The sequence below is a fragment of the Streptomyces sp. NPDC054961 genome, from assembly GCF_053609145.1.
The window spans coordinates 1-11,629 of sequence record NZ_JBSGWY010000082.1; the positions used below are offsets into that span (position 1 = coordinate 1).

The following is an 11,629-nucleotide window of genomic DNA, read 5'->3' on the forward strand; positions in this document are numbered from 1 at the left end:
TGCACAACCTCGCCCTCGCCGGATAGACGGACAAGCCACACAGCGAACAGCCACGCCCAGGCCCACCCAAAGATCATTTACGGGACAGCCCTTAGTGCGGCCTTAATGAAGATTTCTATGATTTACGGTTCATTCCAGCTGCCCGTAACGGCGCACACGAGTCGGTCAGCGCACCCACCGGCCTCAGTCCCGCTGGCCCTCGAAGGGGAGGGGACGTCCGGGCAGTTACGGTCGCGGCCTGGTGAACAGTCCTGGCTCGGTCTCGGCCAGGATTCCACGCCCGGTTAGGCGCTTCAGTTTGATGCGGACGTTGTTGATGTTGTTCGGCAGGAGATCCAGATCCATTACCTCGCACACGTTCCTCGCCCGTAGTGGGGTGCTGGCTTCGGCGAACACGGCCATGATCTGCTGGTACGCGGGGCCGTCCGGCAGGGCCGGAGTCGGTGTGGCCGGTGCCGGAGCCGTTTCGTCGGGCAGCTCCAGGAGCGTCTTGCGGGTGATCGTGATGTGTTCGGCGGCCTGGGCGAGCCCGTTCAGCAGCGCGGTCAGTTGCGCGATCTGCTCGTGAGCGGCCTCCGCTTCCACGGCGATCTGCCGCTCGCGGACCTCCAGGCGGGCCAGCAGGGCGCCGAGGGTCTGCTGCGGGTCGCCGCTCACGCGCCGCGCCAGGACGGGTGGAGGTGCTCGTCAGCCGACGGGCCATTACGTCGCTTATCGCCCAGTACACCCGTGACTCGGCCGAGACCGGGCGGTGCTCGTAGTCGCGGACCAGCCTGCGGTGCAGCATCAAGATCCCGTTGGTCTGCTCGACTCTCCAGCGGATCGGTTGCGGGACGAAGCTGCGGTTGGCCGGGTTGCGCTCGACGATCTCCACCGCGATGCTCAAGCTGGCGCCGTGGTCGACCACGCACTTCTTGAACCCCTGGTCCACCAGGGCCTTCGTCACCGTGGAGGTCCCTGCTGCGACCTTGTCCAGCAACGCGGTGCCGAAGACGTTGTCGTGCACGGAAGCGGCCAGCACCACCACGGCGATCACCAGGCCCAGCACATCGACGGCGAGCCCCCGCTTGCGGCCCGGTACCTTCTTGGCGGCGTCCCATCCGGTCGTGGCCGCGGGCACCCCGGCGGCGGCATGCAGGCTCTGGGTGTCGAGCACCACCAAGCTCGGGTCGGCTAATCGTCCCCGGCTCTCACGCACCTGCCAGCGCAGCAGATCGTGGATGACCTTGTCGGTACCGTCGTCGCGCCATTTGTAGAAGTAGTACTTCACCGCGCCGGGCGGCGGCAGGTCGTGGGCAGGTAGTCCCATTGGCATCCGGTCCGGGACTGGTAAAGGAGCGCGTTGACGATCTCCCGCATCTCGTAGCTGCCCTGGTGACCACTGACGGAGGGATGCTTCGCCTTCCACGCAGTGGGTACCGGCTCGATCAGCGCCCAGCGTTCGTCGGATAAGTCGCTCTTGTAGGGCTTGCGGTCGCTCACCACACCACTCCAACACGACCAAGCCCGTCGATTGGCCGGGATTCCCCGCAGTCACACGATCAAGCGACGACCGAACCGGACATCAGCTTACGTACCGCCCTCTCAGAACCAAGGGGAGGTGCCTCTATGTTCTCGTCAAGCGTGTGGGCAGCTTCTGCCCGGGGTTCGATCTTCTCTGTGGCCATGAGACTGTCTGGTCGTGCCAGAGATGACGAGTGGGTTGGAGGAGGCCTTGGCTGAGGCGTCGTCTCCTTCGTGGACGCAACGTGTTCGTGCCGGGCGTGACCTTGCTTCCCTCGCTGATGTTCCTGAGGCTGCGGAAACGCTGGTGGGACTGCTGCTGGATGTCGAGGACACGGCGGTGACCCGGCAGACGGCAGAGGCCCTGGCCCGGGTGGGGACGGTGGCTGCCATAAGGCTTATCGCTCTCGCGGTTGCCGAGGCTGACCACAACCAGGCCGACTGGCTGCAGACCGGGGTGCATGACGCGCTCGTGGGACTGGGCGGTGTGCCGGACGCCGCAGCGGCCTGCGGGAAGCTCGCCCGGGATCCGGACGAAGCTGTCCGTCGGGGAGCCGCGGATATCTCGGCATGGGCAGACGACACAAGGTGCACTTGTGAAGCCGACCTGCAGCGCGCCCGGGACCAGGCCGACGCGGTACTGGCTGCCACGGACCCGCAGCGTCGATAGCCGATCCGCAAGCCAGATACGCCCGGCGGCGAACGCCGGGCGTATCGCCTCGGTGGTGTTTCTGCGTCACTGGTGGAGAGTCGGTTTTCGAGAGTTGCAGTATTCGCCCACAGGGCGAGCAGCCCCGCACCCGATCTGGTCACGCCGGCGGTGACAAGATGTAAGGCTCCTGCCGTAACGGGTGCTACCTGCGACGACGCCAGATCAGGCACACGATGCCAGAGCCGAAGAACCAGCCGGGCAGCATCGGGCTCAATCGCCTGATCGATTGCCAAGATCCGCGGACAGCGCCGCGTAGATGTACTCGCTGCCCCAGCGATCCCCGTCGAGGTCGTTCTCGACCAGGTGCGCCTCCCGGCGCATCCCGAGGCGCTCACAGACCCGCACAGACCCGGTGTTCCCCACATCCAGCCGTGCGTAGAGCCGGTGCACGCCCAGCGTGTCGAAGGCAAACTCGGCCAGCGCCGCGGCCGCCTCGGTCGCGTAGCCGTGCCCCTCGTGGCCTGGGTCGAGAGTCCAGCCGATCTCGGCCTGGGCGGCGCGGGCATCGGCCAGGCGGAGGCTCACCTCGCCAAGGACGCCGGGCTCATCTCGTCGGCAGACAGCGAGCGACAGCTTGTCCCCGTCGGCGCGCCAGGCCGTCTGCGCCGCACGCTCGGCAGCAACTTGCTCGCTGCGCTCACGCGTGTGCGCCGGCCGGTACAAGTAGCGCGCCACGCTCGGCAGGCTCTGGTAGGCGTACAGGTCGTCGGCGTCGCCGGGAGTGAACAGACGCAGCGACAACCGGGACGTGGCCAACGGCAGCAGCGAGGCGATGTCCATGCGTACCTCCGGGACGCAGATGTGGATCAAGTTGCGGACGGATTGTCGCATCACGACTGCCCGGCAGCCACACTGTTTCAAGAGCAACGGTCGGCAGCCGCACTGCACCACGAGGCGCGGCATTCCAGGAGTTGTTTACTGACCCACGCTCCTAGCCCTGCGGGGCGCCCCGTCTCGCTGCCAAATATTCGGACGTGTTCCCGTCGGCGGGGGTGGCCCAGCGTTCGGCAGTCTTGGGGTGGATGCCGAGCAGGTCGGCGATGACCATGGGCGGCAGGTCTACCAGGGCTTCCCTCATGGCGGTGCTCTGTGCTGCGCGGGCGGACAGACGCCGGGGTCTTCGCGGCGAGCGCGGCCGCGGTACGCCTGCGGGCGGCGGTCCGGCGCTGGAGGGCGTCGAAGGACCGGTGGCCGGCTGCGGTGTCCCAGACGACGAACCCGCCGTCGAGGACCAGGCCGTCGGGCAGCTGGCTGGTGGCCGCGGCCAGATCGGGGAACCCTTGGCAGGTGTGGGCTTCTGATCCAAAAGGGGAGGAGGGGGAGGGGTTGGGATGGCGGAAGATCCGGCCAGCACCGGTACCAGGTTGAACGGCGTGGACGGTGTACCGCCTGGCCTGGTTGCTCCGGGAGGCGGGGGCAGCTTGTTCGGCTCATCGCCGGCGGAGAAGACCGCGGCGGCGAATACCGTCGAGACCGAGTTGGAGCCCAGTACCAAGAAGGCCGCGGACGGTGCGAAGAGCTCACGAACGCGGCGGCACGAACCCTTGACGGCTGGGAGACGGCGTCCGGCCTGAAGAAGGTGTCGGAGAGGTGGGGCCGGCAGGTCCAGATGCTCATGGGACGTCTGAGCGGTGAAAGCCTCCCTGCGCGCTGCCTTGGGGATGTTCGTGCAGAAGGACGTGCAGACGGGTGATGGGCTCCGTGCGCTGGGTCCGAAGTCGAAGCTTGACGGGCTGTAGGGGGGGCGGGCGCGTGTTGACGTACCAGGAAGTCATGACGACCGATCTCGGCGTCCTGACGACGGCTGCGGAGAAATGGCAGTCCGTGGCCGTTGATCTGTCGAAGGTGGAAAAGCGCTACGGGGAGACGGTCCAGAAGATCACTTTCGGCCAGAACTGGTTCGGGTTCAGCGTCGAGGCCGCTCACACCAGGTTCGCGACGACCCGGCGGGAGTACGGGTCCGCGCAGACGGAGGCGAAAGGCTGTAGCCCAGCTTCTGACGGACGCGCACACCGGCTTCGCCGACCTGAAGAAGAAAGTGGAATCGGCGTGGACGACGCGGTGGCCGCGGGCATGGCGGTCTCGGCGGCGGGCCGCGCGAGCTTCGACTTCACGCGGGTACAGGACCCTGCGCAGGCGCGGGCCCTGCGTCGGGACCCGGACCTCAAGAGCGTCGAGGAGTCCTGGACCGCTCACATCGCCGCTGCGGTTCGGGCCGTGGAGGAGTAAGGATCGCCGCCATCGCGCCGGGAGACCGGTCCATCGCCAGGCCCCGCTCGATCTGGGCAAGGCGGGCACGGGGCTGTGGTGTGGAGGCTGCGGCGATCTCACGGCGGCGCGACGCGGGCAGCGTGCGGTACAGCTGGAGAACCGCAGCCTCGTCAGCCCTCCCCATCCTCGGATCCGGAGTCGCCGGCCAGCGCGATCAGCCGTTCTAGCTCATCGAGACCTGTGGTCTTCACCTGTACGGCGCCGCCGTCGGCGCCGGTGATCTCCGTGAGGACAGGGCGGTTCAGACCGAGGAGGTGGCTGCTGCGCTCGATGATGCGCACCGCGCGGTCCACGACGGCGAGGTCACCGGTTCGGATCGCCGAGCGGTACACGCCGAAGAACAGCCGCTCCAGCCGTTCTGCCATGAGCTTGCGCAGCTCATCGGTGCTCTCGTCCAGTACGGTGCTGCGCTCCGCGAGTGCCTTCGACACGGCTTTGCAGGCGAGTTCGATCAGGCGGCTGTCGCTCGGCGGCTCGGCGCCGCGTCGGTACGCCTCGATGCCGTACCCCTGCGGGTAGGCGATCCGGTCGCTGTTGCTCGCGGGATCCGCGGCGAGCTTGCGGCCGATGGTCAGCCAGTCGACCCCGGCCAGCTTGAGGTCGATGGCGTCGGTACGCCGCTGGGTGATGGCGGCCCGTGCGGCCCGGTTGGGGCGGGCCATGTGCGCAGCTCCTCGAAACCCCCGCGCCGCCCTTCCATGATCCTGTATCGGAGGGCGGCGGCGGGGCTGCGAGCTGCTAGCGGGCGAGCGTCCACTTCGTGAGGCGGTCCACGATCTCCAGGACCGACCTGCGCGCGCTGGCGGAGACGAACGCGAAGAGGATGAACGACGGGATGAGGGCGACCACCACGACCAACGCGGGCAGCAGGCGCACGACGGTGGTGCAGAAGTCCAGCACGGAGCGGAGGGTCCGGGTCTGGGACATGAGCTCGATCAAACGGTCCAGCAAGGTGCACTCCTCGGATACGCGAGCGGGGTGGCTTGGTGTTCCGCCTGAGGGCATACGTCTCCCTCGGAGGTGCCCGGATGGGCAACCAAGCCAATGTCAAACCCCGCTGGCCCGAGATTCACGAGTCAGCGGCAGGTTTGGTGCTTTCGCCGCATGCGTTGCTCCTTGTGTACTTCACCTTGTGGCCGCGGACAGCAGTCCGGCGGCCAGGTAAATTTACCGGCCGCCGGACTGCCCTTCAAGGGCGCATTTCAGTCGCTGTCTTAAAATGCTCGCAAGCTAATCCCCGAAGGTCAGCTGCGTAGGACCCGGCTGTTCCTCCAGCTGCGACGCCCCTGTGGGAGCTGCCGGGACGTTACGATTCTGCTTCAGCCACCATCCGAACTGCCAGTTTCGGCAAGTCCGAAACAGTCGAGCCTGCCGGAGCGGTTCACTAGCGGGGATGGAGTGCTCGCCCCAGCCGGTGAGCGGCCGCGCGTTCTTGAGCCGCACGCCCAAGCCTGGCACGAGAGCGTCCCCCTCCCACTCCTGGCCCGGCGCATGCTCGAAGTCGAGGTGCGCGTTCCTGCCCCAGTCCCACGAGATCGGGAGAGCGCACAGGTATCAGGCCGTCGGCCGACGTGGTAGATGGACCCGTTCCGGTGGGCCAGAAGAGCAGGTCGCCGGGACGGAGTTCGCCGCGGGAGACGGGTCGGTGGGCTGTGGCCTCGTACTGTGCGGCGGCGGTGCGGGGGAGCTGGGTGTGCGGCCAGTAGGCGCACTGGACCAGGCTGCTGCAGTCGAAGCCGACGGTGGAAGAGTCCGCGCAGCGCCCGCGCACGTATCCGTTGCCGTCGTCGCAGAAGCCCCGGCCGGGACCGGCTGGGCTGCCGCCGCCGTAGGCGTACGGGGTGCCGATCCGAGCGGCGGCCCGACGCAGCGCCTGTGAGCCGACCCCGCTGCCGCCCACGTTCAGCAGGGGAGCGCCCTCGTAGTTCTGCATCATCTTCATGATGTTGATGACGTAGTTGTAGGTCTGGCCCTCGGAGAAGGACTTGGGCGGGACGCCGCCGAAGCGAAGGACGACGCCCCAGCCGGCGTGGTAGCCGGCGAGCGCCAGGTGACGGACGTCGTCTTTGAGGCCGGAGGCCTTGGCGTCGCCCAGCGGACATCAGCGGCCTGCCCATCCGACGGCACCTTGAGCCTTCTCCATCCTCACTCTGAGCTGGTCAGATGCAGGGTGAGGACGGCCTGGACGAGGCTGGTGATCCGGGTATCTGCATGTGGCGCTCCGCTTCCTGGAGGGCCCGCTGGTGCTTCCGCGGCTTCCGGGGGCCCGCCCGCGCGGGGGGCTGAGGTCGCCGGCCAGCAAAGCCTGGTGAGAGCACCGGGGTAGGCGTTTTCGGCGCACTCGAGCAGGTGCAGGAGGACTGCGAGTTCGCACGGGCGGAGATGCAGGTGGGTCAGGGTGCCTGCCGCGCCGGAGACCAGTGCCCGGCGCACACGGCTCTCGTAGGCTCGTCTGTGCAGTTCCGCGAATCGGATCTGGGATCTTCGAACTGACCGGGCTGGGCGGGGAGATAGGCGGCTGTTCGCTTCCGCCGGTGCGCGACTCCGGGTGACGGTCGAAGGCCCAGTGCCATCCCGCGTCGCGTGCTGCGGAGGCTGGCACTCTTCCGGGTGACTGACGTACAGATCCGCTGACGGCTGGTCAGTCGCGGCGGTACACCGGGTGGCACGAGAGACCATCACGTCGATCCGGAGGTCCACGTGCACTTTCAGCGATCCGCTGTACGGCGAACCGTCGCGGTAGCCATCACGTTAGGGCTGGTGCTCCTGGCACCCGCGCCCGCCACGGCCGCCCCGCACCCGCCGAAGCCGCAACGGCAGGTCTACGCCTACGTCACCAGCCTCGACGGCCACGTGTACCCGATCGACACGAGGACCAATAAGGTCCAGGGGCTCGGGACCACCGCGGTCGGCGGCGGCCCCGAGCAGGTCGCGGTCACCCCCGATGGCGCCAGTCTCTACGTGACCAACGCCTTCAAGTACGTGTCGGCGGTCAACATCGCCAAGAAGAGCGTCACGGACATCCCCTTCGACAAGGACGAACTCTCTCCCGACCTCCTCTACGGGGAAGCGATCGCCCCGGACGGCAAGCACGTCTACGTGGCCGTGCAGAACCCCCTCGACGGGGACAATGTGTCGGTGATCGACACCGCCACCAACCAGGTCTCCGCCACCATCAAGACCAGCAGGCCCGACCAGGTGGTGATCAATCCCGGCGGCAAGCGCCTCTACGTGGCCGACAGCAAGGGCAGCCTGTCCGTGATCAACACCGCCGACAACCAGGTCATCGCCACCATCCGCCTCAACGAAGCGGCCAACGGCATGGCGGTCACCCCTGACGGCAAGCGCCTTTACGTGACCGGGAACAGCGGCACCGTCTCGGTGGTCAACCTCGTGAAGCAGAAGATCGTCCGCACCATCCCCGGTGCCGGCACGGGCGGGCTGACGATCAGCCCCAACGGCAAGCGGGCCTACGTCGTCGGCGTCGACAACAAGATCAGGCAGGGCAAGGTCTCGGTGATCAACCTGACCACCGACAAGGTCACCAAGACCATCCCCATCGGCGACATCCCGCCGGACACCGGGTCAGGCAGGTACTTCCGTCCCGCAGAGGTGGCCCTCACCCCCGACGGCAAGAGCGCCTACGTGGTCGGCTCCTACGGCAACGGGACACCCCAGGGAACCGTGTTCGCGATCAACACCGCAACCAACGCCGTGACCCCCATCACCGTCGGCGCCGGTGACACCATGGGGGTAGCCGTCGGTCGACTGTGACGGCGACACGAGCGCTCGGCAGATCCAGGCGCCACGCGCTTCCTGCCGACGAAATCCGAACCTGACGCCTTTGCCTCCAACGGCACCCAATCAGCCTCTTCCCACCCGCTCGGTGGATTGAGCAGTTGGGCTGACAGGCGGCTGAAGCCCCTGGTAGATGAGTTTTCGACCAAGAGAACCGTCTCCACAGGGGCTTCATGTGCTTGTCTACCCGTCCGGCATTGACGTGTCCACCTCGGCCCTGCGCCTGCTGTCCCAGCAGCTGCGCGCTCGGCGCAACGAGCGCGGGACCCGATGGCGGCGCCTGACCGCTGGACGCCAGGCGCTGCTCGCCCTCGCCCCTCTGCCGTGCGGGCACACCTACGCCCAGCTCGCCGCCGGGTTCGGAGTCGGCACCACCACCGCCTACCGGTACGTGGTCGAGGCCGTCGAGCTGCTGACTGCGCTCGCCCCCACCCTGGCCGAGGCAGTCCGCGCCGCGGCCGGGAAGGCGTACGTCATCCTCGACGGCACCTTGCTGCCGATCGACCGGATCGCCGCCAACCGGCCCTTCTGCAGCGGCAAGCACAAGAAGCACGGCATGAACGTCCAAGCCCTCACCGATCCGTTCGGCCGCCTGCTGTGGGCCTCGGCCGCGCTGCCCGGCGCTATCCACGACATCAAGGCCGCCCGCACCCACGGGATCATCGACGCCCTGGCCAAGGCCGACCTGGCCTGCTGGGCTGACAAGGGCTACCAGGGCGCCGGCGGCACCGTACGGGTGCCCTTCCGCGGCAAGCACCGCAACCTCTCCACCGGACATGACGTCATGTCACGCATGAACCCGGCAAACCGGACCAACCTCGACTACGCAATGCCCCTGACTGCTTGAGGGCGAGCATTACCCCCTTCGCCCGCGACGGTGCTGGCCTAGCTATCTTCGTCGTCATGGCCAACACGGCGTGCGAGCAGGGTGGGATACATGTCAGGACTTGACGAGTTGAGGCTGTTGTTGGGAGAGCCGGCACCAAGGCCGCACTCGTCGAGCGACTGGGCTGAGGTCGAAAACTACCTCGGCTCGTCGTTGCCGACCGACTACAAAGCCTTCATGGACGCCTACGGCAGCGGCATCATCTCCGAAGAGCTCATGGTCTTCCACCCCCAAGGATCCACCCCGCTCTTGCCGCGCATGCGCGAGATCCACGAGCGCGCCAGCCGGTCCCGCGAGCGGCGCCCCGACGACTTTCCTCACCCGATCCACCCCGAGGGAAACGGTCTCATCCACTGGGGGTACGACTTCGGCGGGGATGAGTACTTCTTCCTGCCATGCAGCCCTGATCCGAACCAATGGAAGGTCGTCACAGCGGTGCATGGATCCAGCTGCGTGACCTTCGACGGCGCGTTCCTCGCCTTCGTCCTTAACTTCGTCACGAACCTTCAGTTCATGGACGAAGCGGGCAACATCGGACCCGCGACACCTAGCTTCGAGTCCGCTTGACCTCGGCGTCCACACTCAGCACGGCAAAGGCGTAGTCATCACCGAAGTGCGGTCACAGCCCGAACTTTCCCCAGGGCCGCTCTTCGTTCCCCAGTCTGCTGCCGGCAGCGGGGCTGGGCCCGCAGGCCCATGTAGCGCGAGAGGGTGCTGGCTGGCCGAGTACACCCGGGGGCATTGCCCAACCGTGGAGACGGCACCCCGATGAACCCGTAAGAACGAAGGCGTGCGCCCACAACACGCACTCGTCGGCGGTCACTACTGCCGGTCAGGCCACAGTCCGTCCGGCACCACGGTTGCCTGGGTCTGAGCGGCCAGCCATGTCTTAACCTCGTGCCAGGCGGTCTGTTCCTCTGCCGCGGTGCCCCACCACCAGGTGAACGGCGAGTCGTCGGACGTCATCTCCTCCCGCCACCAGCCGAGGCTCTCCGTCAGATGGTGGCGTGCGACCGTGCCCCTCTCCGCCTCCCAGCGGGCGAGCCACGGGGCGACTGAGGAACTCGCGGTCACACGGCTCTCGAAGACCTCGCACACCGGGGCCGGTGACGACTCCATCCGCAGGGCTTGTGTCCACCACGCCTCCAGGAAACCGGCCACCGCCCCGGCCTGCTCGCGGGGCCACCGCGACCAGCCCGCCGCGGCCAGTCCACGAGTCATGAGAGCGGACTCGACCGCGCCCTCGGCGAGCACCACGACGAGCTGCGGCAGGACCCGACGGATGATGGCGGGCTGGTCGTCCCAGTGGAAAGGATCTTTCTGCGCGACCCGGCCGACAAGATCCGTCGGGAGACGGACGTCAGGAGTCCGCAGCAGCTCGACCTCGACCTCATCGAAGCACCGGCCGCACACGGTCTCGTCCGCTTGGGCCGTCATGCCGCCGAAGGCCGTCGCGACCCTCGCCACCGCAGCGGCAAGGACATCGCCATCTGGAGAAATCACCGTGCACCCCATCAAGACTCCAGCAGGCTGCCCCAGCCGAAGAGAGCGACGCTACCAGGCGACAACCCACCCATCAGAACAGGGCGCACATTGCCTGAGCTTGACTCTGTCGGGGATCTTGGAGTTCCTCGGCGTGGCAGCATGATCAACGGGCATGCTCGGGCTGTTCCAGTGACCGATGGAATCGTCGAGGTGCCCGTTGTCACTCCGCCCCCGTTCCGGTGAGCACGTCCCCCCTCTGACCGCGCAGATCGCGCGGGCGAGTAACCCGGGCGGCACCACGGCGCTGTGGGTGAGAGACCGGCTGGACGGGCTGTGGCGCGACGAGGACTTCGCCGACTGGTACCCGCGTGGCGGGCGACCGGGCTTGTCGCCCGCCCAGCTGGCCACGGTCTGTGTGCTGCAGTTCCTGCTCGGACTGTCGGCCCGGCAGGCCGCCGATGCGGTCCACTGCCGCATCGACTTCAAGTACGCCATGGCCATGGAGCTGGACTATCCCTGATTCCACCACAGTGTGCTGGCCGATTTCCGTGACCCTCGAACAGCGTTACTTTCTCGGCACCGCCGTCCAGGAGCTCCTTCCACACTTCACCGATCCACGACTCGGCGTCTTCCTGCGTCGTGAACTCCTCCGGCTCCACCGCCGGGGACGTCTCCGTGCCGTCAGCCGTCTCGAATCGCCACGTCCAAGCCACGTTCCTGCCTCCGCTTTCAAGATCGGTCTACTGACAGCCGGAACCTCTCCGCCGAGGTACAGCGCCAATCACGCCCAACAGGTGAACCGGCCGTGGCCCGGTTCGCGGTCCGGCCGGAGATGTAAAGCACCTGCTGGTCGTGGTTCAGCAGGAGGGCGATGACGAGGGGACTGTAAAACGTTCGGTGTAACTCCCGATCATGGAAGATGCATCGATGACCAGCAACAACGTGACCGAGACCGTCGAGTCGTCTGCGACGGT

13 protein-coding genes and 2 pseudogenes are annotated in these 11,629 nt (G+C 67.3%); 6 read left to right on the top strand and 9 right to left on the bottom strand.

The features are described 5' to 3' along the window. Positions 1 to 225 precede the first annotated feature (225 nt). Both ACWF9Z_RS36030 and ACWF9Z_RS36035 read right to left on the bottom strand, forming a co-directional pair. Complete coding sequence (locus ACWF9Z_RS36030) at positions 226 to 657, bottom strand: hypothetical protein (protein ID WP_327417613.1); 432 nt, start codon at positions 655 to 657, stop codon at positions 226 to 228. Next, positions 654 to 1,482, bottom strand: a pseudogene (locus ACWF9Z_RS36035) (IS5 family transposase). The gene ACWF9Z_RS36030 and the pseudogene ACWF9Z_RS36035 overlap by 4 nt, the downstream one beginning before the upstream one ends. A 328-nt stretch (positions 1,483 to 1,810) precedes the next feature. On the opposite strand from ACWF9Z_RS36035, the gene ACWF9Z_RS36040 reads away from it, so the two are divergent. Next, positions 1,811 to 2,173 carry a hypothetical protein gene (locus tag ACWF9Z_RS36040; protein ID WP_453609759.1) on the top strand — a complete coding sequence of 121 codons (363 nt, stop codon included), beginning with the start codon at positions 1,811 to 1,813 and terminating at the stop codon, positions 2,171 to 2,173. A gap of 252 nt (positions 2,174 to 2,425) precedes the next feature. Here ACWF9Z_RS36040 and ACWF9Z_RS36045 read toward each other — a convergent pair whose 3' ends face one another. Continuing rightward, the gene (locus ACWF9Z_RS36045) at positions 2,426 to 2,995 is read right to left on the bottom strand and encodes a GNAT family N-acetyltransferase (protein WP_453609760.1); all 570 of its coding nucleotides are present in this window, start codon (positions 2,993 to 2,995) and stop codon (positions 2,426 to 2,428) included. A 151-nt stretch (positions 2,996 to 3,146) separates the two neighbouring features. Then, positions 3,147 to 3,293, bottom strand: a complete 147-nt coding sequence (locus ACWF9Z_RS36050; RefSeq protein ID WP_453609762.1) for a hypothetical protein — start codon at positions 3,291 to 3,293, stop codon at positions 3,147 to 3,149. Positions 3,294 to 3,988: 695 nt separating this feature from the next. Between ACWF9Z_RS36050 and ACWF9Z_RS36055 the strand changes: the two genes are divergently transcribed. Continuing rightward, on the top strand, positions 3,989 to 4,444 hold the full coding sequence (locus ACWF9Z_RS36055; RefSeq protein ID WP_453609763.1) for a hypothetical protein: 456 nt from the start codon (positions 3,989 to 3,991) through the stop codon (positions 4,442 to 4,444). Between the two features lie 152 nt (positions 4,445 to 4,596). On the opposite strand, the gene ACWF9Z_RS36060 is transcribed toward ACWF9Z_RS36055, so the two are convergent. The 3 genes from ACWF9Z_RS36060 to ACWF9Z_RS36070 form a co-directional block, all read right to left on the bottom strand. Further along, the gene (locus ACWF9Z_RS36060) at positions 4,597 to 5,148 is read right to left on the bottom strand and encodes a hypothetical protein (RefSeq protein WP_453609764.1); all 552 of its coding nucleotides are present in this window, start codon (positions 5,146 to 5,148) and stop codon (positions 4,597 to 4,599) included. 76 nt (positions 5,149 to 5,224) lie between these two features. Next, positions 5,225 to 5,437: a hypothetical protein gene (locus ACWF9Z_RS36065; protein WP_453609766.1), complete on the bottom strand. Its 213-nt coding sequence runs from the start codon at positions 5,435 to 5,437 to the stop codon at positions 5,225 to 5,227. 433 nt (positions 5,438 to 5,870) lie between these two features. After that, complete coding sequence (locus ACWF9Z_RS36070; RefSeq protein WP_453609768.1) at positions 5,871 to 6,428, bottom strand: C40 family peptidase; 558 nt, start codon at positions 6,426 to 6,428, stop codon at positions 5,871 to 5,873. Between the two features lie 818 nt (positions 6,429 to 7,246). Here ACWF9Z_RS36070 and ACWF9Z_RS36075 point away from each other — a divergent pair. The 3 genes and pseudogenes from ACWF9Z_RS36075 to ACWF9Z_RS36085 all read left to right on the top strand — a co-directional run bounded on the left by ACWF9Z_RS36075 (position 7,247) and on the right by ACWF9Z_RS36085 (position 9,737). After that, entirely contained in the window at positions 7,247 to 8,260 is a 1,014-nt protein-coding gene (locus ACWF9Z_RS36075) for a YncE family protein (RefSeq protein ID WP_453609770.1), read from the top strand. A 199-nt stretch (positions 8,261 to 8,459) separates the two neighbouring features. After that, a pseudogene (locus ACWF9Z_RS36080) lies at positions 8,460 to 9,036 on the top strand (transposase family protein); the annotation flags it as partial. A 185-nt stretch (positions 9,037 to 9,221) separates the two neighbouring features. Next, the gene (locus ACWF9Z_RS36085; protein ID WP_453609772.1) at positions 9,222 to 9,737 is read left to right on the top strand and encodes an SMI1/KNR4 family protein; all 516 of its coding nucleotides are present in this window, start codon (positions 9,222 to 9,224) and stop codon (positions 9,735 to 9,737) included. Between the two features lie 255 nt (positions 9,738 to 9,992). Here the strand turns inward: ACWF9Z_RS36085 and ACWF9Z_RS36090 are convergent, their stop codons facing one another. After that, positions 9,993 to 10,607, bottom strand: coding sequence for a hypothetical protein (locus ACWF9Z_RS36090; protein WP_453609774.1), 615 nt, complete (start codon positions 10,605 to 10,607; stop codon positions 9,993 to 9,995). Between the two features lie 358 nt (positions 10,608 to 10,965). On the opposite strand from ACWF9Z_RS36090, the gene ACWF9Z_RS36095 reads away from it, so the two are divergent. Next, entirely contained in the window at positions 10,966 to 11,175 is a 210-nt protein-coding gene (locus tag ACWF9Z_RS36095) for a transposase (RefSeq protein WP_453609776.1), read from the top strand. On the opposite strand, the gene ACWF9Z_RS36100 is transcribed toward ACWF9Z_RS36095, so the two are convergent. Then, complete coding sequence (locus ACWF9Z_RS36100; RefSeq protein ID WP_453609778.1) at positions 11,138 to 11,368, bottom strand: hypothetical protein; 231 nt, start codon at positions 11,366 to 11,368, stop codon at positions 11,138 to 11,140. The genes ACWF9Z_RS36095 and ACWF9Z_RS36100 overlap by 38 nt on opposite strands. Positions 11,369 to 11,629: the final 261 nt, after the last annotated feature.